21 protein-coding genes are annotated in these 23489 nt (G+C 32.2%); 6 read left to right on the top strand and 15 right to left on the bottom strand.

The genetic code is table 11. The annotated features are described in order from the left end of the window. Positions 1-278: 278 nt before the first annotated feature. The 8 genes from B3040_RS05465 to B3040_RS05430 all read right to left on the bottom strand — a co-directional run bounded on the left by B3040_RS05465 (position 279) and on the right by B3040_RS05430 (position 9382). A complete protein-coding gene (locus tag B3040_RS05465; RefSeq protein WP_291571001.1) occupies positions 279-1247 on the bottom strand; it encodes an ABC transporter ATP-binding protein in 969 nt (322 codons plus the stop codon). Beyond that, positions 1247-2266 (bottom strand): ABC transporter ATP-binding protein, encoded by a 1020-nt coding sequence (locus B3040_RS05460; RefSeq protein ID WP_291570999.1) that lies wholly within the window; start codon positions 2264-2266, stop codon positions 1247-1249. Before B3040_RS05460 ends, B3040_RS05465 begins: the two co-directional genes overlap by 1 nt. Positions 2267-2278: 12 nt before the next feature. After that, a complete protein-coding gene (locus tag B3040_RS05455) occupies positions 2279-3196 on the bottom strand; it encodes an ABC transporter permease (RefSeq protein ID WP_291570996.1) in 918 nt (305 codons plus the stop codon). A 4-nt stretch (positions 3197-3200) separates the two neighbouring features. Next, a complete protein-coding gene (locus B3040_RS05450; protein WP_021284235.1) occupies positions 3201-4142 on the bottom strand; it encodes an ABC transporter permease in 942 nt (313 codons plus the stop codon). A 67-nt stretch (positions 4143-4209) separates the two neighbouring features. Continuing rightward, positions 4210-5904 (bottom strand): peptide ABC transporter substrate-binding protein, encoded by a 1695-nt coding sequence (locus B3040_RS05445; protein WP_291570991.1) that lies wholly within the window; start codon positions 5902-5904, stop codon positions 4210-4212. Positions 5905-6305: 401 nt separating this feature from the next. Further along, entirely contained in the window at positions 6306-7568 is a 1263-nt protein-coding gene (locus B3040_RS05440) for an MFS transporter (protein ID WP_291570989.1), read from the bottom strand. Positions 7569-8285: 717 nt separating this feature from the next. Further along, positions 8286-8549 carry a hypothetical protein gene (locus tag B3040_RS05435; protein ID WP_291570988.1) on the bottom strand — a complete coding sequence of 88 codons (264 nt, stop codon included), beginning with the start codon at positions 8547-8549 and terminating at the stop codon, positions 8286-8288. A gap of 221 nt (positions 8550-8770) precedes the next feature. Further along, a complete protein-coding gene (locus tag B3040_RS05430) occupies positions 8771-9382 on the bottom strand; it encodes a class I SAM-dependent DNA methyltransferase (protein WP_291570986.1) in 612 nt (203 codons plus the stop codon). A 623-nt stretch (positions 9383-10005) separates the two neighbouring features. Between B3040_RS05430 and B3040_RS05425 the strand changes: the two genes are divergently transcribed. Then, positions 10006-11100, top strand: a complete 1095-nt coding sequence (locus B3040_RS05425) for a GGDEF domain-containing protein (protein ID WP_291570984.1) — start codon at positions 10006-10008, stop codon at positions 11098-11100. An 83-nt stretch (positions 11101-11183) separates the two neighbouring features. Here the strand turns inward: B3040_RS05425 and B3040_RS05420 are convergent, their stop codons facing one another. Then, positions 11184-11411 carry a hypothetical protein gene (locus B3040_RS05420; RefSeq protein ID WP_017414788.1) on the bottom strand — a complete coding sequence of 76 codons (228 nt, stop codon included), beginning with the start codon at positions 11409-11411 and terminating at the stop codon, positions 11184-11186. Positions 11412-11660: 249 nt separating this feature from the next. On the opposite strand from B3040_RS05420, the gene B3040_RS05415 reads away from it, so the two are divergent. Further along, positions 11661-12587, top strand: coding sequence for a DMT family transporter (locus B3040_RS05415; protein WP_291570981.1), 927 nt, complete (start codon positions 11661-11663; stop codon positions 12585-12587). An 83-nt stretch (positions 12588-12670) separates the two neighbouring features. On the opposite strand, the gene kdpDN is transcribed toward B3040_RS05415, so the two are convergent. The 4 genes from kdpDN to B3040_RS05395 form a co-directional block, all read right to left on the bottom strand. Continuing rightward, positions 12671-13795: a KdpD-like non-kinase potassium sensor gene (gene kdpDN / locus B3040_RS05410; RefSeq protein ID WP_291570979.1), complete on the bottom strand. Its 1125-nt coding sequence runs from the start codon at positions 13793-13795 to the stop codon at positions 12671-12673. Positions 13796-14088: 293 nt separating this feature from the next. Continuing rightward, on the bottom strand, positions 14089-14430 hold the full coding sequence (locus B3040_RS05405; protein ID WP_291570977.1) for a hypothetical protein: 342 nt from the start codon (positions 14428-14430) through the stop codon (positions 14089-14091). 170 nt (positions 14431-14600) lie between these two features. Then, on the bottom strand, positions 14601-15182 hold the full coding sequence (locus B3040_RS05400; RefSeq protein ID WP_291570975.1) for a response regulator: 582 nt from the start codon (positions 15180-15182) through the stop codon (positions 14601-14603). Between the two features lie 15 nt (positions 15183-15197). Beyond that, the gene (locus B3040_RS05395; RefSeq protein WP_291570973.1) at positions 15198-17027 is read right to left on the bottom strand and encodes an ATP-binding protein; all 1830 of its coding nucleotides are present in this window, start codon (positions 17025-17027) and stop codon (positions 15198-15200) included. A 262-nt stretch (positions 17028-17289) separates the two neighbouring features. Between B3040_RS05395 and kdpF the strand changes: the two genes are divergently transcribed. Genes kdpF through B3040_RS05380 form a run of 4 tightly spaced genes read left to right on the top strand, consistent with a single transcriptional unit; the run spans position 17290 to position 21791 of the window. After that, a complete protein-coding gene (gene kdpF / locus B3040_RS19525; RefSeq protein WP_414632524.1) occupies positions 17290-17367 on the top strand; it encodes a K(+)-transporting ATPase subunit F in 78 nt (25 codons plus the stop codon). Positions 17368-17382: 15 nt separating this feature from the next. Next, positions 17383-19059 (top strand): potassium-transporting ATPase subunit KdpA, encoded by a 1677-nt coding sequence (gene kdpA / locus B3040_RS05390; protein WP_291570971.1) that lies wholly within the window; start codon positions 17383-17385, stop codon positions 19057-19059. A 14-nt stretch (positions 19060-19073) separates the two neighbouring features. Further along, a complete protein-coding gene (gene kdpB / locus B3040_RS05385) occupies positions 19074-21134 on the top strand; it encodes a potassium-transporting ATPase subunit KdpB (protein ID WP_291570969.1) in 2061 nt (686 codons plus the stop codon). A 30-nt stretch (positions 21135-21164) separates the two neighbouring features. Further along, a complete protein-coding gene (locus B3040_RS05380; protein ID WP_291570967.1) occupies positions 21165-21791 on the top strand; it encodes a K(+)-transporting ATPase subunit C in 627 nt (208 codons plus the stop codon). A gap of 244 nt (positions 21792-22035) precedes the next feature. On the opposite strand, the gene B3040_RS05375 is transcribed toward B3040_RS05380, so the two are convergent. Both B3040_RS05375 and B3040_RS05370 read right to left on the bottom strand, forming a co-directional pair. Further along, positions 22036-22767 carry a hypothetical protein gene (locus B3040_RS05375; RefSeq protein ID WP_291570966.1) on the bottom strand — a complete coding sequence of 244 codons (732 nt, stop codon included), beginning with the start codon at positions 22765-22767 and terminating at the stop codon, positions 22036-22038. A 292-nt stretch (positions 22768-23059) separates the two neighbouring features. Continuing rightward, complete coding sequence (locus B3040_RS05370; protein WP_291570964.1) at positions 23060-23434, bottom strand: hypothetical protein; 375 nt, start codon at positions 23432-23434, stop codon at positions 23060-23062. Between the last annotated feature and the right edge of the window lie 55 nt (positions 23435-23489).

Here is a 23489-nt window from a genome sequence, read left to right as displayed (position 1 = left end):
TTCCTTCATATTACAATTATTTTCGCAAAGTATATTTTTAATTTATTATTTACTTAAGTTCTGATATATAAACCTATGGGATTTTTATTATACAATTTAACCATACTTTGGAATAATAATTTCCCCCATCCTTTTTATGTATGCTTCTTTGCATAAAAATTTAACTTTGCTGGGAGATAAAATTCCTTTGACAGTCGCCTACAAAATGAACTTGTTCATTATTTAAAAGAACAGACTTGCCTGTTAAGTCTGTTCCCTATCTGCTATATATTCATTAATTATAATATATGACAAGCTACAAAGTGGTCCTTTTCTATTTCCCTAAGTTTAGGAAGCTCTTCACTGCAAATCTTTTTTGCGTATTTACATCTTGGTGCAAATCTGCACCCTGGTTTTGGATTAATGGGGCTTGTTACTTCACCTTCTAAAGGTATTTGAATCTTAGACTTACCTACTATTGGGTCAGCAATTGGAATAGCTGATAGTAAAGCTTGTGTATATGGATGAAGTGGACTTTCGTATAAATCATTACTTCCCCCTAATTCAACTAAAGTTCCTAAATACATAACCCCTACTCTATCAGATATATGCCTTACCATGGATAAGTCATGAGCAATAAAGAGGTATGTTAGCCCCATTTCCTTTTGTAACTCTATTAACAGATTTACTACTTGTGCTTGAATGGAAACATCAAGAGCTGAGATAGGCTCATCACATACTATAAATTCTGGGTTTATGGCAAGTGCTCTAGCTATACCTATTCTTTGTCTTTGTCCTCCTGAAAACTCATGAGGAAATCTTTGAGCATGCTCAGAATTTAATCCAACCTTATCTAGCATTTCTTGTATTTTATCTGTTCTTTCTTTACCCTTGTAAAGTCCATGAATATCAATTCCTTCAGCTATGATATCACCAACTGTCATTCTAGGATTTAAGGAAGCATAAGGATCTTGGAATATTATTTGAGCTTTTTTCGAGAAACTTCTAAGTTCCTTAGGATTAAGGGAATGAATATCTCTTCCTTCATAGATAACCTCTCCACCAGTGGCAGAGTATAATCCTAATATGGTTTTTCCACAGGTTGTCTTTCCACAGCCAGATTCCCCTACTAATCCCAAAGTTTCACCTTTTCTTATATAAAAACTTACATCATCTACTGCATTAAGTGTAGCTTTTCTTCCAACTTTAAAATATTTCTTTAAATTTTTAACTTCTAACAATATATCATTAGGCTTTTTTTCTTCCATTACTCAGTACCCCCTGCTCTAAGTGGAGATTCCACCTTTGGTGCCTTTGGATGCATAAGCCAACAAGACACCGAATGAGTATCACTGATTTTTGTTGATTCAGGCATTTCTTCAAGGCAAGCCTCCATACAGTAATCACATCTTGCTGCAAATGGGCATCCCACTGGTGGTTTTAATAGATCTGGCGGAGTTCCGCTAATTGAATATAATGAAGCTTTATTCTTTGAGTTTAACTGTGGTGCAGATTTTATAAGTGCCCAAGTATAAGGGTGCTTAGAATTATAGAATATTTCTTCAGTTGTCCCCCTCTCAACTATGAGACCCGAATACATAACCTGTACCCTATCAGCCACTGTAGCAACTAAACCTAAGTCATGAGTAATCATTATTATTGAGGTTCCAAACTTAGTTTGAAGATCCTTCATAAGTCCCATTATTTGAGCCTGTATAGTAACATCTAGTGCTGTAGTGGGTTCATCTGCAATTAATATTTTAGGATTACAAGCAAGAGCTATAGCTATGGATACCCTTTGTCTCATTCCTCCTGAGAATTGATGAGGATATTGATTTGCTCTCTTTTCAGCATTAGGTATTCTAACTAACTCAAGGATTTTTACAGCCTCTCTCAAAGCCTCATTTTTATTTAAACCTCTATGAATTATTAAGCTTTCAGCAATTTGATGACCAATTTTAGTGGTAGGATTTAAAGAGGTCATAGGGTCTTGAAATATCATACTTATTTCTCCACCTCTTAAGTCAGTGAGTTCTCTTTTACTCATTTTAAGTATGTCTTTTCCACAAAAATTGATCTCTGATCCCTTCTTTATTTCTCCTGGTGGAGTTTGAATTAATCTTAAGATAGCCTTTGATGTAACTGTTTTTCCACAGCCTGACTCTCCAACTATTGCTAAGGTTTCAGCCTTATCTAAATGAAAGCTTATCCCTCTTACAGATTGAACCTCTCCAGCATAGGTATGATAAGAAACCTTTAAATTATTAACTTCTAATAACTTTTCCATATGTGTACCCCCTTATTGACGAAGCTTTGGATCTAGAGCATCTCTTAACCCATCCCCAAGCAAGTTGAAGCATAACATGGTTAAGCTTATGAGTATCGCTGGAAATAATAGCTGATAGGGATGGAATAAGAATGTTGTCCTAGCATCTGCAGCTAAGGCACCCCAACTGGTACTAGGTGGTTGAATTCCAAGTCCCACAAAGCTTAAGAAAGCTTCAGTGAAGATTAACCCTGGAATTTCCATAGTAAGTACAACTATAACAATGCTCATGATATTTGGAATTACATGTTTTCCAATAATTCTAAAAGGTTTTGCCCCTAAAGCTTTAGCTGCTGCTACATATTCAAGTTCCTTTATTTGAAGTACTTGCCCTCTAACCATTCTGGCAGTTCCAATCCAACCGGTTATGGTTATAGCAATAATTAGGGATACGAGTCCTGGTTTTAGTAAGAGTGAAATAAGAATTATAACTACCATATCTGGTATACAGCCTATAATTTCTATAATTCTCATCATTATATTATCAACAACTCCACCAAAATATCCTGCTACCCCTCCATATACTAACCCAATTAATATATCGATTACTGCTCCAACTATTCCAATAATAATTGAAACTCTACCTCCAACCCAAATACGAGCAAACAAGTCTCTTCCAACACTATCTGTTCCAAACCAATGCTCTGCATTAGGCCTTACATTTCTAGCCTTGGCATCAATTGCTGCAAAATCAAACTTTGCTATATAGGGACCTACAACCGTCATAATTGCAATTATAATTAACAAAATCAACGCTATCATGGCTACTTTATTTTGCTTGAGTCTTCTTCTAGCATCTTGCCAATAACTCATACTAGGACGATTAATCTTTTCACTATTTAAATTGTTACATCCTATAATTACCAGTTTTTCTGAACTCATTTCAGACATACCATTACCCCCTATCTTTATTCCCTTGAACTCTGATTCTTGGATCCACTAACCCATAGATAATATCAACAATTAAAAGAGAGAATATATACAGAGCTGATATTAAAATAGTTTGACCCATTATCATCATATAATCCTTTGATGATACTGAAGTAACGTAATATTGTCCAAAACCTGGAATAGAGAAAATGGTTTCAATTACAAAAGCTCCTGTGAATATCATTGCAATTTGTGGCCCTAAAATTGTAATAGCTGGAAGAATTGCATTTCTTATGATATGCTTCCAAACTAACGAAATATCTGAAACTCCTTTTGCTTTTGCTGTTAATATATAATCTTGATTTATTACATCAAGGGTACTAGACCTCATGTATCTTGCATAAACGGCCACAGAGCGTAACCCTAAGGCTATTGCTGGTAAAATCGTATACTTAAAGCCTTCATACCCCTGTATTGGAAACCACTTAAGCTTAAAGCCAAAGAAAAATTGAAGTAAGGCTGCAAACACAAAGCCAGGTATAGCAACTCCAAGTAATGCTATAACCATAACAATATAATCTGGATATCTCCCTCTATTAAAAGCGGCAATTACTCCTAACGCTATTCCTAAAGTTACCCCTAAAACTAATCCCTCAGCTCCAATCTTTGCTGAAATTGGTGCATTTTTAACAATAATATCTTTAACAGTTCTTCCTGGATGGTCAAAGGATTCTCCTAAATCAAAGTGAGTTACAATTCCTTTTAAGTAGTAAACATATTGTTCTGGTAGTGATTTATTTAGCCCATATTTTTCATAGTAATTTTGTTTAACCTGTTCGTTTAACTTTTCAACCTTATCCCCTAATGGATCTCCAGGTATGGCATGCATAAGTACAAAAGTAATTGTTATGATGACCCAGAGTGTGAAAACCATATATATTAATCTTTTAAATATATACTTTAACAAGCACATCCTCCCCCTCTTCTATATGAAGATATTGCAGCAGAGATTTTCTGCTGCAATACAAGAAATTCTATTTAGATCTACCTTCGATGTAAGCGTATTTTAACTCACAAATACTTCCAAAAGTAGGTCTCATAACACCCTTTACATATTTATATTGGAATTCACTATGCTTGTTAAATACTGTAGGAGCAATAGTTGCATCTTCATAAACTAATAATTTTTCAGCATCTTTGAAATATTGTAATCTTTGTTTTTGGTCTGAAGTTGAACTAGCTTTATCCATTAACTCATCATATTTCTTATTTGCCCAACCAGTATTATAGTTTGGTCTAGTTGTATACCACATGTTCATGAAAGTTGATGGGTCATTGTAGTCCCCAATCCATGCAAGGTTAGATAATTCATAATCTAAAGCCTTAATTCTATCTCTCTTAACCTTACTTTCAACTGTATCAATAGCAATGTTTACACCTAATGCCTTTTGAAGCATTTGTTGATAAACCTCTGCATTTTTCTTACCTAACGCTGAAGTGTTTCCAACTATATAGTGAACTGTGTATTTAGATGGGTCTGTATCTCCTCCAAGCTCTTTTAACCCTTCAATTAAATAAGCCTTAGGATCTTTAATTTCTTTTTGCAATTCACTAACAGGGTCAAAGCCAGAAGCTTTTCTAAACTCTTCTCCATTTAATTGCAGTCTTAATGGAACCCACCCTGTTGCAGGCACTGCTGCTCCGTCATTAATCATATCAACTATTTGTTGTCTATCTAAAGCAACTGAAAAGGCTCTTCTAACTTTTGCATTACTGAAAAGCTTTACTCCATTTATAGTTGCAGTTTGGTTAAAGTGGAAATAGGAAGTACTAGGTTCAATATTTTCTAGAAGGTCCATCTTTCCTGTAGCATTAAATTTTTCCTTCCAGTCTTGTTTAGTTACGTTAGCCATGTCAAGTCCACCATTGTATAATTCTTGCATTTCAGCTTCTTCTTCTTTTATAACTTTAATATTAACTGTGTTTAATTTAACTTTGTCTTTATCATAGTAATTTTCATTCTTTTCAAGTACTATCTTACTATCATGAACCCACTCTTTTAGTTTAAATGGTCCACAAGATAGTAATGTACCTGCATCTGCTCCATAATTCTTAGCATTCTTTTCAACCATATCTTGTCTTTGTGGCATGAATAATGTGAAATAAGTTAAATTCATAAAATAAGGAGTAGGTTTTTCTAAAGTAATTACTAAGGTATTGTCATCTGGTGTTGTAATACCAACATCCTCTTTTTTACCGGTTCCACCATTGTAAGCTGAAGCTCCCTTAATCATATCTATTAATTGAACATAAGTAGCTCCTGTAGCTGGCTCTAGAGTTCTCATTAAAGAATAAGCATAGTCCTTTGATGTAACCTTTTTGCCATCTTCCCAATTAAAATCTCTTAAGTGGAAAGTATAAGTAAGTCCATCTGGCGACACATCCCATTTTGTAGCCCCTGCTGGTTTAATCACATCGTTTCCCTTTTCATCCTGCTCCACCCTAGTTAGAGCTTCCATAGTATCAGTTAAAACCATTCCTCCATAGGTATCATCGTTGATAGATGGATCAAGACTTCTTACATCTGATATGAAACAGTAATTTAAAGTTTGATCCTTATCAATTCCCCCTTGAGCTTCCTTGGGCTTATCTTTCCCACAGCCTGATAAAACCGTAGAAACTGCTATTAATGTGGCAGTAAGTAGAGTAAGTACCTTTTTACTTTTCATTTAAAATCCTCCTTCAACATACATTTAGTTTAGCTGATAGAAAAAAATTTCTACCAGAGGTGAGCATTTTTAAAATTGTAAAAAATTGCTTTAAAGCATTTTTATAAATATATTCAATTTTCTTCCCTTAATTCCAAAATTTTTATGACATTCATGTTAATAATTTACATTAAACTAGTTTTCGGCATGTATGAGGATTTATATATGCCGATTTGGAATAAAAAAATCGATAATTTTAGCTGAAAGAATTTTCATAAAACTCAATATAAGTCTTTTTATTGTGAATTTTATTCTTTATATTGAGAAATATTATATAATTATATGAAATTGATGAAGTAACACTAAACTTTCGTACAAATAAGAAAGGCTACCTGAAACTCTGTTCAGATAACCCTTCATTTTTACTTTGCCTCTTCCACAACTGTGTAATGAGCTTTTCTTTGCCAAGCTTCTAAGCTAAGCATTATAGCTGATGCAATTATACATATAATTCCAACTAACTTCCACCCACCTTCTATGGTGGTTAGGTTTAGAATTTTCCCCATTCCAATAGGGCCTAAAGTGTGACCTGCGCCAAAGATTATTGGAAGCACCGCACTCATTCTTCCTCTGTGAGATGCAGGAGTATGGTTTGCAATAAAAGGAGAGGTACTAATTGCAAGAACAATTTCACCTAGAGTAAAAATGACTACGCTTAGGAAAAAGTATGGCAAAGCATTAAAAAATCCTAACATACCAAAACCTATGGCATACAATAAACCTCCATACACGGTTTTTCTAATACTTTTTGCATTTTGTAGTAAAAATGTCACTAGAGGTGTACATATAATTACCACTACACCATTAAGTCCAGAAAGTAATCCAAAGAACTTTGCCTTACCTGAAGGGTATAATTCTAAAACATGAAGAGGCATTAAAAATGACCATTGAGAGTAGGAAAAGTTAAACCAAAATACTATAAGAGCAAAATATATAAGTATTGGTCTTTTTCTAAGTACAGAAAAAATTGAACCTTCTTCTCTTCTTTCTAGAACTCGACTTTCATCTTTAATTTCTTCTTTAGTTGTATGAATGGTTTCTTTTATAAAAAATGTGATTATTCCAAGAGATATTAATGCTGTAATAGCATCTCCAATAAAAACTAAATGCAAGTTGTTTTCATAAAGAATCCCACCAATAACAGGGCCTACAGCAAAGCCTAAATTCCACCCCATATAAACTAACGAATATGCCCCTTCTCTATTTTCACTAGTAGTTATATCTGCCAGTAAAGAATCATGAGCAGGACCAGCTGCTACCATACAAGCGCCCGCTAGCATTATAGTGTAAACCATAGTCATACTAGGCTCCATGAAGCTGCAAGAAATATAAAGTACTGTAGCAAGAAAATCAAACACTACTATAACCTTTTTTCTTCCAATGGTATCTGCAAGCTTCCCTCCAATTACGGAAGCTGGTAGATATAAAAGTCCCGAAGCACTAATATAAGCTCCTGTCATCTCATCTGAAAGTCCTATGCTGTCTTTTAATATAATTGTGAGCAAGGGCATAACAAAACACCCTAAGGCATTTACAACCTTTGAAAGAAATATTATGTAAACCTCCTTAGGTAGCCCTATGTAAGGCTTTAATAATCTTCTCAAAGCTTTTTTTAATCCTGTCATATTTTCATCACTCCTTTTAGTTCATCATTATCAGTTATAAAGTCATAAACTTCTAAGTTGGTCATATTAAGCTACATTAACACTTAAGGTAAAACTATATCTGATTTATAAACCTACTTTAGCTTCCTGTATCTCTATGAACATAGACAATATGTAATACTAGTTTTTATAAAACAAAAAAGTCATAAAACTTTCCATGTCCCTTTACCATGGAAATATTTCATGACTTTCTAATTAACAATTTAATAAGCAGAATTTTAATAAACCCTTTAGGGTTACTATACAAGCTCATTTTGCCACTCCACAAGCACACTGTGCCTTGAGGTTTTATAGAAATTAAAAAGTCATAGGGTCACAACAACCCCATGACTAAAAAACAAATTAATTACAAAAACCATTCATGAAGGCCGTGCACATTATTAAGTAATCCACTAAAATTCTTCTTATTAAAATTTAAAGTACTCATTAGTCACAACCTCCTTTTTAAGAAAATTTACAATAGTATAAATATACTATTTTTTTACATATAAGTCAATATATTTTTCCATTTTTTCTTATCGCTTCATTTCATATTTATTTTATACGTTTCTTTTAGTTTTCATATTCTATTTCTACTCATTCATATAAACTTTCCCTGATGCCCTTCCATATCATATATTTAAAGTAAAAAAACAGTAACTAAACTTCAAATTTAGTTACTGTTCTTTTGACAGCTCTTTAGCACTCATGTACATCTACAACTTTAGCTACATAATCATCCATACCTGAAATTGCAAGCACTGTTAAAGCTTTGCTTCCATTAATCTTAGCAACATAGCCCTGTGCTTCATTTTCATCATAGGACTCATTTCTTACTACTTCAATACTGCTTTTACTACATACTTCATATTCCTCTAGTATGTTAGCAATTTTCTTTTCCACTTCTCCTGTGGGACACTCCATTATTTTAAGTCTTTCTATTGCAGCTTCTAAGTTTTCCATAAACTTTATCCTCCATTACACCAAATTCTATCACTAGTATAGTGTTTCCCATAGGTCAAAATTTACTTAAATATTTAATAACTTTTATATTATGTAACACCCTTTTAAAAGTAATCCTTAATAGCTTTTTATATTTTATAGTTGCTTTGAATTAGATTAACTTTTTTAATATAAGCTCCTATTCTATTTTTATGCTTTCCTATTCTATTAAAATATATCCTCTATCTTTTCCTTGCCACCATTATAAACAAGGAGTAATCCACTTCTTTTCCTTCAATATTTTTCTTCCCGTTAAAGAAAACCTTATAAGTTATATCATTTAGTCCGGCCTTACTTAGTAGGCTTTTAAGTTCTTCTTCTTCAAACCCATCATGTCCCTTAAAATCTTTTTCTAATTTATGAAAACTTCCATCATCTTTGGTTAAATCTACAATACATAAATATCCATCCTTATTTACCATAGCTGCTAAACTTTCTATGGTCTTTGCTAAGTCATCAATATGATGAAGTACCATGGAAGTATAAACTACATCATACTTTGCCATAAACGTCTCACTGTTTATATCCTTTTCATAAGCTATCATATTATTAGCTTCATATTGTTGTATTTTTGAGTTAACAACTTCAATCATTCCCCTAGACGTGTCTACAAGAGTAATATGTTTAAACTTATCATAAAGATTAAAGCTTATAAGGCCTGTTCCGCACCCAAATTCTAATGCCTTATAGTCTTCCTTCATAGGAATGGATTTTTTTATTTCCTGTGCAATAATTTTTGCTCTACTAGCCCTATATTCATCATCCCAAGTTAATGCTCTCTTATCAAAATTCATATTTATTCTCCTTCTTAAATTGTTTTTATATTTATTATTTAAGTGGTTTTTACTTATTTTTCTCTCCAGTTGCTTTCTACATATTATTATACATAAAATACTTCCACAAATCCCTTAATTGCACAAACTTTCAGAATGTTAATTAAAGTCATCCTGACTACTCGTAATATAAATACCTTTTATTTATCTGATTTTATATATATTTCCTACTTATTGCAGAGTAAAACTATATTGGAATAAATTCATCATCAGATTGAATAATACTTATAATAATCTTTCCGATAAAAAGATTAACCGCTTACTTCCAAATTCAAACTCCAACATGTTATTGGTAATGAACCTCTAAAATTTACTTTTATTTACTTATGTAGATAAAGTATAATTAAGTAAATGCTCTTAAAAAGTTATAAAAGTATTTTTACGAATAAACTTTAGCTCAATAGAAGCTTATTTATAGTAATAAGAATTTTATCTCAATCTTTGTAATTTCCAAAATCTCAACTCCTTAGATTTTACACCTACTTAAATCTATTTTAAAGAAGCCACTTTTTAAGTTTTACAAATTTAAAATTATAATTATTGCGCTATATAACTAAGAAGAAATTAACGGAGAGGTGAATTCCATGAATGATTTATTTATTAACTTATTAATACTTGTGTCCGCAACCTTTGTTGCGGGTCATATATTAAAAGACATATCTGACGATATCTTAAACTCTATATACGGAAAAATTGTACTAGGGATTTCTGGTGGACTCTTAGGTATTCTGATGATGATATATACCATTAAAATTAGTGGTACTACCACCTTATTAGATCTGAGGATTTTTGCAATCATGATGGTTTCCTATTTAGGAGGTACCATTTCTACTATAATTTCTGGAATTATTATATGGATATTTCGTGGAACTTATTTTGGTTTAAATATATCCTCTACAGTTTCCTTGTTTCAAATAGTATTATATATAATATCCTTTTATATAATTGATAAAAGGATAAAAAAAGACTGGAAAAGATGGGTCTATAAAACTTTAACTTCTCTGATTATTCTAGTATCAGCCTTCTACTATCTCTTGATAGATGTAGAAAAGGTTCATTTAATACTTCTTCAGTTTTCTTTAGTAATAATATTTGCAGCTACACTAGAATATTATTTACTAGAATATGTTCGTAGTTCTAATGAATTATACAAACGGTACAAGAAGGATTCTACAAAAGACTTTCTTACTGGTCTTTATAATACTAGACAATTTGATAGTATGCTAAATGCAGCTACGGAAAGAGCCTTAAAGAATGAAGAGAAACTATCTTGTCTTATGATAGATATTGATCACTTTAAGAAGGTAAATGATACCTATGGTCACTCTATAGGTGATATAGTATTAAAGGAAGTTGCAAGGGTTATAGGTAATACCGCTAGGAGCTTTGATATTATCGGAAGAGTTGGTGGTGAGGAATTTTGTGCTCTGCTTGTTGATTGCCCAAAAGACCATTCTGTGGAAGTTGCTTTAAGAATTAAAAATGCTATTGAAGGATATAACATTCACATTGGAGAAGATAAATATATAAATGTCACTGTATCTGTAGGAGTTTCTTCCTATCCCGACACTTTATCCAATATAAATTACTTAAAAGAACAAGCCGATGTAGCTCTTTATAATGCAAAGCATAGTGGTCGTAATAAGGTTTGTCTTAATAGTAGCTGTTTAGCTGATTAAAATAAAAAAGTATGCTAAGTTTTATCAAACTTCTCCCTGTTACTTAAATAGGGGAAGCTTGTATCTAGCATACTTTTTTTATATTAATTACATATAACCAATTTAGCCATAGGATTACTTTTTGCAAACTCATTAACCTCTTCTATATTTCTTGCTTTAAAAATAAGCTTTCCACCATTTTTATTTAAGATGCCTCCACAAAGAAAGTATTTAGAAGCTTCCTTCATTTTATTTTCTATAAAAGACATTCCTTCAAGTCCTTTTCCATCTGCTTTATACTTTAACTCTATCAAAAAATCTACGTTACCCATTTTCTATTCCCCCTAGTTTGGTTCCACAATTAACTATTTACAGTATATCGAACAATTGTTCGTACGTCAATAGAAATTATAAAATTTTATTTTAGTATTGTTAATTTTATTAGCTTGTCTTACAATACAATATGTATGTTTTAGACATAAAAAATATTACTAAACATAAAAATTTTTTCAGTAATAATCACAGCAGTGAATGATACTCTATATTTTAAAATAAATCGCTAAAAGTTGAGGAGGATTTTCATGAGCACAAAACGTTCAGCACTACCTATACTCGCTGGTATTACCGCATCTTCTATCTTTGGTCTTAGCTTCATGTTTTCTAGTGTTGCCTTAAAGATCGTAGATACTTTTACCTTGCTTTCCTTTAGATTTTTATTAGCTTTTACTATTATGTCTGTTTTAGTACTAACTAAACTTATAAAAGTAGACTATAAAAACAAAAACTTAAAGTCCCTTTTTATTCTTGGACTAATGCAGCCTATAATTTATTTTATATTTGAAACTTATGGAATTAAAAACTCTTCTAGTTCCATTGCTGGAGTAGTGATTGCCTTAATTCCTATAACTGTAGCTGTATTTTCAGCTTACTTTCTTAAGGAAAAACCAACTCCACTCCAATGGGTATTTATCATAACTTCGGTTGTGGGAGTAATTTTTATCATACTAATGAGTGGAAACTCTTCTGGTTCTGTAAATATAATAGGTTTTCTATGCCTACTTATAGCAGTAATCTCTGCTACTGTATTTAATCTTTTATCAAGAAAGCTTTCTAAGGAGTTTACTCCTATAGAAATCACCTATTATATGATGGGCTTGGGAGCTATAACCTTTACTTTAATGTCAATTATTCAACATATAACAAAAGGTACCTTAGCACAGTTTTTTCAGCCCCTTGGAAATAAAAGCTTTGTTATAGCTCTGTTATACCTTGGGATATTATCCTCTATAGTTGCTTTCTTATTTATTAACTATTCTTTATCAAAACTAGAAGCTTCTAAATCAGCTATTCTTGGAAACTTCTCTACTATAGTTTCTATAATTGCTGGAGTTGTGTTCTTAAAGGAAGACTTTAGATTCTTCCATCTAATGGGCTCTGCATTAATTCTTGTAGGAGTCTTTGGAACTAACTACATTGGAAGCAAGATTCCTAAAGAAACTTTGGAGTAAATCAAAATTTATATAAAAATAAAATCACCATAGTTGCATAATCATCTTTGGTGATTTTCATATGAATAATAAACTTAATCAACTTATTCCCGTGGGTCAGCTACTACTAGTACATCTACATACTTAGTACCCCTCATAATTTTTCTTACTATGGATCCTCTTAGTATTTCATGCCATCTAGTTCTTGCGGACTGTCCAATTATTACTTGAGTTATAGCATTTTCCTTAGCAAATTTTATTATTGGCTCAGCTGGGTCCTTTGATGTAACAATCTTAAACTCTGCTTCAAGTTTTTTACACAGTTGTGATAAATCAGTAAGTTTTTTTACCTTATTACAATCTGTTGAAATGTCTTGTTTTCTTACGTAAAGAACATATAAGGGTGCTTTGAGCATTTTTGAAATCCTGTAACCTCTTCTTATAAGATATTCTGCATTGAAGTTAAGATTAACACATACGAGAATTTTTTCTTGAGCTCCCATAAGCCCTTCTACGTGTTTTTCATTCTTATACTCCATAAGATACTCATCTACTTCATTAGCCACTTCTCTTAGAGTAAGTTCTCTTAAAGCCGTTAAATTTCCAACCCTAAAAAAATTATTTAGTGCAGTTTCTATTTTATCTTGGCTATAAATCTTCCCCTTTCTCAATCTCTCTCTTAGGGCATCAATAGAAATATCTATTACTTCAACTTCATCAGCAAGCTCTAACATTGAATCAGGAATGGTTTCCCTTACCTTTACTCCAGTCATTCTATTAACATAATCATTTAAGCTTTCAAGATGCTGTATATTAACGGCAGTCATAACGTTAATACCCTTGTTTATTAGCTCTAAAACATCTTCATACCGCTTATTATTCTTGGAGGTAGGCACATTAGTATGAGCTAGCTCATCTACAATAACTACCTGTGGCCTTCTTTGTATTATTGCTTCTAAATCCAACTCCTTAAGAACTACACCTTTATAAGCTATCTCCCTTAAAGGAATAATCTCTAGATCCTTTATTTGTTCACCAGTACCCTTTCTACCATAGGTTTCCACAAGCCCAATAACTACATCAATATTTGTTTCCTTTAATTCATGAGCATCTCTCAGCATTTCATAGGTTTTTCCTACTCCTGGGGCTGCCCCAATATAAAGCTTTAACCTGCCCTTTTGGGCATTTTCAATTTCCTTCAAGAACTGATCAGGAGATTTTTTACTCATAAACCACACCTCTAAATTTATATAATCAATTTAACTAATCCTGTTATTTTGATTAGTATTTTCTTTTTTATTACCACACTTATTAGTATACAAAATCTTTATTTTAATTGTATTGCATACAAACTTAATGCCTGCAGTTAACCTATTGTATCCCTCCTCAGCTTCTCTCAGTGTAAAAGCTGCTTCTCCTGTACTAACAAATTCATCAACTGTGGAAATCTCTTCTATTATCTCTCTATCACAAGGAATAATTTCTCCTTTGATATCTAAGCTAATACTTTTTTCTTATATTATCACTTATATTGCTTAACAAACTCACCTTTTAACTCTTCTATGGTTATTTTGGAACCATCTACTTTTCCATGAAGTGTATAAATTATAAATTTATCTATATTATTCTTCTTTGGAGTTAAAGTTATATCATTGTTTTCAACCTGGTATTCTCCCTTAACAAAATCAGTTTTCTTACCTACAGCATTGAATAAAATATAGCTACTATCTTTGTGTAATCTCAAAACTAAGTTGGAGTTCTTTGCAAATTGGTAAGTGCCAGCATAAGGATTGTACTGTTTACCTGTAAATCCAACAAATATAATTAATGCTACCAATACAATTAAAATAAATATCTTTTTCATAGTGATTCCATCCCTTCAATGAATTAACATACTTTAATTATATTTAACTACATTGAAAGTACCAATTTTGAATTCAGATGTGGAAATTCACTATCTTTATTTATAAAAGCTAAAAAAATAAATTTATACCACTTAACCTTAGTTTTAAACACTGCTGCTCTTTTTTATATCTAGTATTGCTGAAACTCCTTGCTAATGTTATGAAACCTTTCGGCCTCTTTCAAATCCCCTCTTACCTCATAAATTCTAGCTAAAAGTTCATATATTTCACCATTATTAACATTCTCTGATAAAGCTTTTTTAAGCAAATTAAAGGCTTCCTCGAGCTCTCCTATTTCTAGAAGTTCTTTAACCTTTTTAATATATCTATCTGTTGTAATTCTATCTCCTTGGATATATGGCTCAACTTCATTTAGTACATTTCTTACCTTTTCTGCTGTAAAAGGTTTTTGAAGATATGCAATAGCTCCTAGCTTTGTACATTCCACTGCATTTTTTACGGTTCCAAAGGCTGTCATTATTATTACAGGAGTTTCTATGCCTACCCCCCTCATTCTTCTTAAAACCTCTGTACCACTTATTTCAGGCATTTTTATATCCAATAAAATCAAATCAAACTTCTCACTCTTTAATAGTTCTAGAGCTTCTGCTCCATTGCTAGCTGTTAAAACCTCATAACCACTAAATTCTAAACAGGTAGTTAACAGCAACTTTATATTTTTTGTATCATCAACAACAAGAACCTTTTTCATAGCTATCCTCCAAACTTAAATCACTTCTTCTGATGGCAAAGTAAAAGTAAAAGTGCTACCTTGGTCAATCTTACTTTCACACCATATTTCACCACCTTGAGCTTCAACTATCTCCTTGGCTATAGCGAGCCCTAGCCCAGTCCCTCTATGCTCTGTACCTTCCACTTGTACAAATTTTTCAAAGACTTTTTCTACATAATTTTCAGGAATTCCACATCCTGTGTCCTTAACAGATATGCATATATTATTTTCTTTGACAAAAGACCTTATTAGTATTTCATCTCCTGCATTAGTAAACTTTAAAGCATTTGCTATTAAATTATTTAACACCCAAACAGTTTTATCAAAATCAACTCTAATTTTAAAATTATGTCCTATAATGTTATATTGCAGATTAATATTTCGCTCTATTGCTTCATTTGCAAAACTCTTTACACTATTTTCTATAATAGCTTCTATAGAACACTCCTCTATTTTAAATACAGATTTTCTTGATTCTAACTTATAAAGACCCAAAAGATTATTTACTAAGTTCAATAACTTTTCTGTTTCTTCTGTGATTGTACTTAAAATCTCCTTTTGCTTTTTATTTAATCCTCCTGCAGCCTCATCCCCAATTAAGCTTGCTCCCATCATTATAGATGTTATAGGAGTTTTAAATTCATGGGAAACTGTAGCTATAAAATCACCCTTAAGCTTTTCTATTTCCTTAAGCTCAGTTATATTTTGAAAAAGAACTACTAGTCCATACCCTTTATGATCCTCTTGTTTAAGCTTTGTAACTAGCACATTGTAATAATAATCCTTACTGCAGTGGTTAAAATAAAATATTTTTTGTTGAACCTTTTCCTCTATGTTATATATATTTTTTATATAATCATACAATTCTCCGTTCCTTATAACCTCAAGAAAGTATTTATTTAATATATTTTTTTCCTCAATGTTAAATAGCTTTTCAAAGGCATCATTGATAAGAAGTATTTTATAGTCTATATCCATAACTAGTATTGGATCTGATATACTCTTTACTATAGCAAGGGATTTATTTTTCTCTGCCAATAGCTTACCTAATGTACTTTGTTCAAATTGTAGCAATCTCCTAGTCATATCATTAAATTCTTTTGACAACTCTCCTATTTCATCCTCACTTACAATTTGTGTTTGTTTGTCTAACTCCCCTTCCTTAAGTGCTTTTATATTATCCCTTAAAGCATATAAAGGATTTAAGAATTTGCTTAGCGAAATCCAGGCTACTGCAAATCCTCCAATAATTGAAGTAGTAGATATAGCAATGATAATATACATGGACTTTCGGGATGACCTTATTACATTTTCCTTACTATTAAACATTGCCTTTTCATTAACGTTAGTCATATCTTTAATTATATTTTTTAAATTATCGTATGCAGGATATACATCCTCATCGTAAAAATTGCTTATTCTAGAAACATCAGCAGTAGCCACCTCCTGAAGCTTTGAAAATAAAGCCATGTATTCAACATAAAGACCATTTATCTTCTCCACAAGTTCTTTTTCTCCCACTTCAGTGATATTAGAACTTTCTACCTGATACCACTTATTAAAATCATTACTATATCGGTGAAAATTCTCTATGCCATTCTCTCTACTAGTATTTATATAAGTTAAGACTGCTAAATTTTGACCTTCTAATGCTTCAATCATATAATTAGCTGCATTTATACTTTTATAGTTATCTGTCATTAACCCTTGTATATTTTTGCTCAATACATAAATATTTCCTACAGAGGTTACACCAATAATTACAAGTATAAACACCAAAAACAAATAAACTACTAAAAATTTTCCCTTCAAGGTTTTGAACATAGTCACGCTCCTTAATATAAGTGCTTTTTAATATGATTAGTATAATTTTGGAACTAGCAAAAGTCAATTTTTCCTTTAAAACTATACAAAAAACCAAGAAAACTTAATCCTTAATAAGAAAGTAGTATTTAGTTTGCTTCTATCAAACTTATTAAGATAGATTCCTCTCTAAAAGGTTAAGTTTTCATTTTAGAGTTGTGCTCAGTAGGGGGTGTATAATTCTTGTATACCTAAAGTTTAGTCACAGAAAGGAGTTCACATAATGATAGTTCTAGTTATAATAGCTATCTTATTATTCATTTATCTAGGCTATGCCTTAATTAATCCAGAAAAGTTTTAGAAAGGGGGAACACAAATGGACATATTACAAATTGCAATATCCTTATTGCTTTTTATTTTGCTTATTATTCCTTTGGGAAAATATTTATATAAGGTTTCTGTTAAAGAAAAAACATTTTTAGACCCAGTATTAAATCCTGTTGAAAATATGATTTACAAAGCTACAGGGATAAAAGAAGACGATATGAACTGGAAAACCTATATTTTTGCTTTGCTTGCTACTAATGTAGTAATGGCCCTAATAGTATATATAATTCTTAGAATTCAAGGCTTAGGACTTTTAAATCCAAATGGAGTAGAGTCAATGGAGCACTCTCTATCCTTCAACACTGCAATAAGCTTTATAACCAACTCAAACTTGCAGCACTACTCTGGTGAATCTGGACTTTCTTATTTAAGTCAAATGGTAGCAATTACTTATTTAATGTTTACCTCAGCTGGTACAGGATATGCAGCAGCTGTAGCTTTTATAAGGGGACTCTCAGGTAAGAAAGGATTGGGTAACTTTTTTGTAGACTTAGTTAGAATTCATACAAGAATATTACTTCCACTTTCAATAATAGTTACTCTATTATTAGTTTGGCAAGGGGCACCCCAAACCTTATCTTCTAACCTTACAGTTAATACCATAGAGGGAAAACTTCAAGATATACCTTTAGGTCCTGTAGCTTCTTTAGAAGCCATTAAGCATATAGGTACAAATGGCGGTGGTTTTTTTGGGGCAAATGCTGCTCATCCTTTTGAAAACCCTACCCCTCTTAGTAATCTAATTAATATGTTATCTATGATGATATTACCAGGAGCTCTAGTATTTTCACTAGGTCATATGGTTAAAAATAAAAAACAAAGTTATACCATCTTTGCAGCTATGTCCATATTATTTATGCTTTCTCTTACAGTATGCTACTTAGCTGAAAAGGCTGGTAACCCTATACTTGGTAACCTTGGTTTAAATCAGCTAATGGGAAATATGGAGGGTAAAGAAGTTAGATTTGGAATTGCTCAATCTTCCTTATTTACCACTGTCACCACAGCCTTTACCACTGGAACTGTAAACAATATGCATGATACCCTGACTCCATTAGGTGGTCTAGTTCCACTATGGCAAATGATGCTTAACGTTGTGTTTGGTGGAAAAGGAGTAGGTCTTATGAATATGCTTATGTATATTATTTTGACCGTATTCCTATGTGGACTTATGGTAGGAAGAACTCCAGAGTTTCTTGGTAAAAAAATAGAAGGTAAAGAAATGAAACTCATAGCAATAGGTATTCTTGTACATCCAGTTGTTATATTAATACCCTCCGCTATTGCATTATTAACTCAAAGCGGTTTAGCTGGAATTACTAATCCTGGATTTCATGGATTAAGTCAAATTCTTTATGAATTCACCTCCTCAGCTGCTAATAATGGTTCAGGCTTTGAAGGCTTAGCAGATAATACAATGTTTTGGAATATATCTACTGGAATTGTTATGTTCCTTGGAAGGTATATATCAATAATACTTTTATTGGCAGTTGCAGCTTCTTTAGCAGAAAAGAAGCCAATTCCTGTTACTGACTCTTCCTTTAGAACAGATAATTCTATGTTTGTGGTTATGCTTATTTCTATAATTATTATTGTAGCTGCTCTAACTTTCTTTCCTGCGTTAGCTTTAGGTCCAATATCAGAGCACTTGACTCTTTGGAAATAGTGAGGAGATTATATATGAATGAGAAAGATAAAAAAAAACTTATATCTAAGGAAATTGTTAATCAAGCAATAAAAGATGCTTTTATTAAACTCAATCCTGTCTATATGATAAAAAATCCTGTTATGTTTATTGTAGAACTTGGAGCTATAATTACATTGATTTTAACTATATTCCCAAATATATTTGGAGATACTGGCGAAAATTTAAGACTATACAATGGTTTTGTATTTATAATACTCCTTGTTACTGTACTTTTTGCTAACTTTGCTGAAGCAATTGCTGAAGGTAGGGGAAAAGCACAAGCAGATAGCTTAAAGAAAACCCGTAAAGACACCAAAGCAAAACTACTGGGTTTAAATGGTCAAATAAAAATTATTAGTTCTAACGAAGTAAAAAAAGATGATATTGTCTTAGTTGAAGCAGGAGATATAATACCAAATGATGGTGAAGTTATCGAAGGTATAGCCTCTGTAGATGAATCAGCCATAACTGGAGAATCTGCTCCAGTGGTTAAGGAAGCTGGTGGAGACTTCAGTTCAGTTACAGGAGGAACTAAAGTTGTTAGTGACTTCTTAAAAATCAGAATAACTGCAACACCTGGAGAATCCTTCCTAGATAAAATGATTTCATTGGTAGAAGGTGCTTCAAGACAAAAAACCCCAAATGAAATTGCTCTTAATACCATATTGGTAAGCTTAACTATTATATTTTTAGTTGTTATTGTTTCCCTGCTTCCTATGGCTAATTACTCAGGAGTAATTATTAATGTAGCAACTTTAATAGCTTTATTAGTTTGTCTTATCCCTACTACTATAGGTGGTTTACTATCTGCCATAGGTATAGCAGGTATGGATAGAGTTACTCGTTTCAATGTAATTGCCATGTCTGGTAAAGCTGTTGAAGCCTGTGGTGATGTAAGTACTATGATATTAGATAAAACGGGAACTATAACCTTTGGCAATAGAATGGCAGCTGATTTCTATCCCGTTGGTAATGTTTCAAAGGAGGAGTTAACTAAATTTGCTCTCATATCTTCAGTTAAGGATGAAACTCCTGAAGGCAGATCTATAGTTGATTTAGCACATAAGCTTAGAATTACAGTTGATTTAAAGGAATATGATCAATGTGACTTTATAGAATTCACAGCACAAACTAGAAAAAGTGGTTTAAATTTAAATAATGGGACACAAATTAGAAAAGGTGCTGCAGACAGCATTAAAACTTTCGTTAAAGAACTAGGAGGCGTAATTCCTGAAGGTCTTGATGAAATAACTGAAAAAGTTTCAAAGCTTGGCGGAACTCCATTAGTGGTTTGTGTAGATAAAAACATTTTAGGTGTTATTTATCTTAAAGATACAGTTAAGCCTGGTCTTGTGGAAAGATTTCAAAGACTTAGAGAGATGGGTATTAAAACTATTATGTGCACTGGAGACAATCCGCTAACTGCAGCTACTATTGCAAAGGAAGCTGGTGTGGATGAGTTCGTAGCGGAATGTAAGCCAGAGGATAAAATTGAGGTTATAAAAAGAGAACAAACTGAGGGGAAACTAGTAGCCATGACAGGTGATGGTACAAATGATGCTCCTGCACTTGCTCAAGCTGATGTTGGTCTTGCTATGAACAGCGGAACACTGGCTGCAAAGGAAGCTGCTAATATGGTGGATTTAGACTCTGACCCAACTAAAATCCTTGAAGTAGTTGAAATAGGAAAGCAGCTTTTAATAACAAGAGGTGCACTGACAACTTTTAGTATAGCAAATGATGTAGCCAAATACTTTGCTATTATCCCTGCTATCTTTGCTACTGCTATACCAGAGATTAATATTTTAAATATAATGGGCCTCCAAACCTCTCAAAGTGCCATAATTTCAGCTTTAATATTTAATGCAATAATAATCCCACTTCTAATTCCAATAGCAATGAAGGGAGTTAAATATAAACCTATGAAAGCTTCTATCTTGCTAGTAAGAAATGTACTAATATTTGGTGTTGGTGGTTTAATAGCTCCTTTTATTGGGATTAAGTTTATTGATATTATTATTACACCACTTCTAAGGGTGCTAAACCTTGCTTAAGGAGGCCTATAGGTGAAAGGATGAACTAGTATGAAAATAATTAAAAAAGCATTTCTGTTAAGTATAATCTTGTTTATTATATGTGGAATTGGGTACCCCCTTGTTATGACAGGACTAAGTCAGGTCGTTTTCCCGAAACAAGCTAATGGAAGTATTGCAAAAATAAATGGAAATCCAGTGGGTTCTGAGGTACTAGGTCAAAATTTTAGTGACGAAAAATTTTTTAAAGGAAGACCCTCTGCGGTAAACTACAATACCTACACAGCAGAAGATACAAAACCTGATAAAAATGGGAAAACAGCTTATGCTGGAGTTGCTTCAGGTTCTGAAAATCTAGCTCCAAGCAATCCAGCTTTAGCAGAAAGAGTTCAAAAGGATATTGATGAGTTTTTAAAGGCAAATCCTAATATTAAAAAAGAGGATATTCCCACGGACCTATTAACCGCTTCAGGTTCTGGGCTTGATCCTCATATAAGTATTAAGGCTGCACAAATCCAGGTTCCTGCTATAGCTAAAGCTTCTGGCATCAGTGAAGCAGAATTAAATGTAATAATAGATAAGAGCACAGAAGATAGACAGGTTAGAATTTTTGGGGAACCTAGAGTAAATGTGGTAAAGGCTAATATGGAAGTATTTAAACTTCTAAATAATAAATAATAAAATTTATAAAGAACACATGAGAGTTTACTTTCAAATAAAATTTCATGTGCTCTTTTAAAACACGTTAATATTGAAAACATATAACATTTAATGATAAGTATCAATCTTACTAACCTACAACATGCTTAGTTAAATTTAAAATATATTTATCTATAAGTTTCTTCTTGACCTTAGTACACTATTCTTAGCAATAATATAAGACATTCATTGTAAAATTTATTTAATTAATTTAAATAACCTATTACTTTTTATCCTTATCTATCTTAAGATTTTCTGGTATAAAACCTTCTTCTGAGTATTTGTAAGTAATTTCAAATTCTGCTAAAGAAAAATTAGGACTTATAGCTGCATCTATTTTTGCTTTAATTTTATTATCTTCTAAGTAATACATTATAAAAGTACCGTAAGTTAGATTTTTAAATTCTTCCTCAGCAGTAGTTTTAATCTTATCCTTTATTGAATAACTAACCTCTTTTTCATTTAAGGAAAATATAACCTTCTCAGAACACAGGCTTACTTTGATATTACTCCTTGCTATGTCTACTGGACTCTTAACCTCATACTCACTCATATTTTCTAAGTTTACCACATGTATTTTTTGCTCAAGAAATCCTGTGCCATATCCAGTTGTAAGTATGATGATTAATTCTTCCTTGCCATCATTATTCAGATCACAAAGTGCAATAGTTGGTGTATTCCTCACACTCTTCCAGTCAAATTCTTTCTTACTTCCATTGCCCTGAACAATAATCTTTTCATAACCAGCTTTTTCTCCTTCTTTTCCAAACAAGTATATATTTTTCTCTCTAATCTCACCTATGGCCTTATACCCCTCAGGCACATTAGCCGCAGCACTCGATATGGAATTATTAACCGGCATTGAAGACCCACTATCTTCATTTTTACTTTGACAACCTGCAAAAACTATTGATATTGCACAACACGTTACAAGTACTTTTAGGCCTTTTTTCATTTTCAACACCCTCTATAACTTAATAGTGGTCAATGAGCTTACTTTTAATAAACTCATTTTAATTAATAACCTTGGAAGAAGTTTATCCATAATAACTAACCATTAATTTTTAAGTTTATTTTTCTATAATAAGGGTCAGATTATACTCCAAAGTATGATTAATTTTCCACACCTTATAGTTATATGGATATTTTTACTTTATATTCTACATAACCAGGGTGTCTGTGTGAATTTAAAAGTTGTTAACAATAAATAGAAAATCCTACACAGTTTTAACTGCATAGGATTTTCTTTAGTTAGTTTTTGCAGGTTTACTTACTTGAATTTTCACTGCTGAAGATTGTGGTGGAATTGAAAATGTCATTGCTGGATTAAGTTCTATAAAAACATTATCCCCTTTTTCAAATTTAATTTCATTAATCTCTTTACCACAGCTTGTGGTAAGCTTAGTATCCTTAGAAACAACTGCAACTAGTTCCTGTGGAAATACCTCACAGCTTTTTAAGTAACCCTTAACTAATAACATTGTATTCTCTTGCTTAGAGTCCATAGTTACCTCTATTATTTCTCCAAGAAACATATTATTAGGAGCTTGCTTTGCAAAAGCAGTCACTGTAAAAACCATTATGAAAATTGCTGCTAAGACAATGATTCTTTTAGCTTTCATAATTAAATTCACTCCTCCGATAAATTTTATTCTATATTAGCCTTCTCTACAATTT

The sequence above is a fragment of the Clostridium sp. UBA4548 genome (assembly GCF_002387895.1).
In the GTDB taxonomy this organism is placed as follows: domain Bacteria; phylum Bacillota; class Clostridia; order Clostridiales; family Clostridiaceae; genus Clostridium_J.
Note: the sequence above shows the minus strand (reverse complement) of the source record. Positions and strands in the feature narration are given on the sequence as shown.

What these genes read in the sequence shown, in the direction of transcription:
- B3040_RS05415 (WP_291570981.1), top strand. Translation starts at nt 11,661, where the DNA reads ATGAGCACAAAACGTTCAGCACTACCTATACTCGCTGGTATTACCGCA.
- kdpA (WP_291570971.1), top strand. Translation starts at nt 17,383, where the DNA reads ATGGACATATTACAAATTGCAATATCCTTATTGCTTTTTATTTTGCTT.
- B3040_RS05425 (WP_291570984.1), top strand. Translation starts at nt 10,006, where the DNA reads ATGAATGATTTATTTATTAACTTATTAATACTTGTGTCCGCAACCTTT.
- B3040_RS05395 (WP_291570973.1), bottom strand. Translation starts at nt 17,027, where the DNA reads ATGTTCAAAACCTTGAAGGGAAAATTTTTAGTAGTTTATTTGTTTTTG.
- B3040_RS05455 (WP_291570996.1), bottom strand. Translation starts at nt 3,196, where the DNA reads ATGTCTGAAATGAGTTCAGAAAAACTGGTAATTATAGGATGTAACAAT.
- kdpB (WP_291570969.1), top strand. Translation starts at nt 19,074, where the DNA reads ATGAATGAGAAAGATAAAAAAAAACTTATATCTAAGGAAATTGTTAAT.
- B3040_RS05380 (WP_291570967.1), top strand. Translation starts at nt 21,165, where the DNA reads ATGAAAATAATTAAAAAAGCATTTCTGTTAAGTATAATCTTGTTTATT.
- B3040_RS05430 (WP_291570986.1), bottom strand. Translation starts at nt 9,382, where the DNA reads ATGAATTTTGATAAGAGAGCATTAACTTGGGATGATGAATATAGGGCT.
- B3040_RS05370 (WP_291570964.1), bottom strand. Translation starts at nt 23,434, where the DNA reads ATGAAAGCTAAAAGAATCATTGTCTTAGCAGCAATTTTCATAATGGTT.
- kdpF (WP_414632524.1), top strand. Translation starts at nt 17,290, where the DNA reads ATGATAGTTCTAGTTATAATAGCTATCTTATTATTCATTTATCTAGGC.
- kdpDN (WP_291570979.1), bottom strand. Translation starts at nt 13,795, where the DNA reads ATGAGTAAAAAATCTCCTGATCAGTTCTTGAAGGAAATTGAAAATGCC.
- B3040_RS05435 (WP_291570988.1), bottom strand. Translation starts at nt 8,549, where the DNA reads ATGGAAAACTTAGAAGCTGCAATAGAAAGACTTAAAATAATGGAGTGT.
- B3040_RS05405 (WP_291570977.1), bottom strand. Translation starts at nt 14,430, where the DNA reads ATGAAAAAGATATTTATTTTAATTGTATTGGTAGCATTAATTATATTT.
- B3040_RS05460 (WP_291570999.1), bottom strand. Translation starts at nt 2,266, where the DNA reads ATGGAAAAGTTATTAGAAGTTAATAATTTAAAGGTTTCTTATCATACC.
- B3040_RS05420 (WP_017414788.1), bottom strand. Translation starts at nt 11,411, where the DNA reads ATGGGTAACGTAGATTTTTTGATAGAGTTAAAGTATAAAGCAGATGGA.
- B3040_RS05465 (WP_291571001.1), bottom strand. Translation starts at nt 1,247, where the DNA reads ATGGAAGAAAAAAAGCCTAATGATATATTGTTAGAAGTTAAAAATTTA.
- B3040_RS05440 (WP_291570989.1), bottom strand. Translation starts at nt 7,568, where the DNA reads ATGACAGGATTAAAAAAAGCTTTGAGAAGATTATTAAAGCCTTACATA.
- B3040_RS05375 (WP_291570966.1), bottom strand. Translation starts at nt 22,767, where the DNA reads ATGAAAAAAGGCCTAAAAGTACTTGTAACGTGTTGTGCAATATCAATA.
- B3040_RS05400 (WP_291570975.1), bottom strand. Translation starts at nt 15,182, where the DNA reads ATGAAAAAGGTTCTTGTTGTTGATGATACAAAAAATATAAAGTTGCTG.
- B3040_RS05445 (WP_291570991.1), bottom strand. Translation starts at nt 5,904, where the DNA reads ATGAAAAGTAAAAAGGTACTTACTCTACTTACTGCCACATTAATAGCA.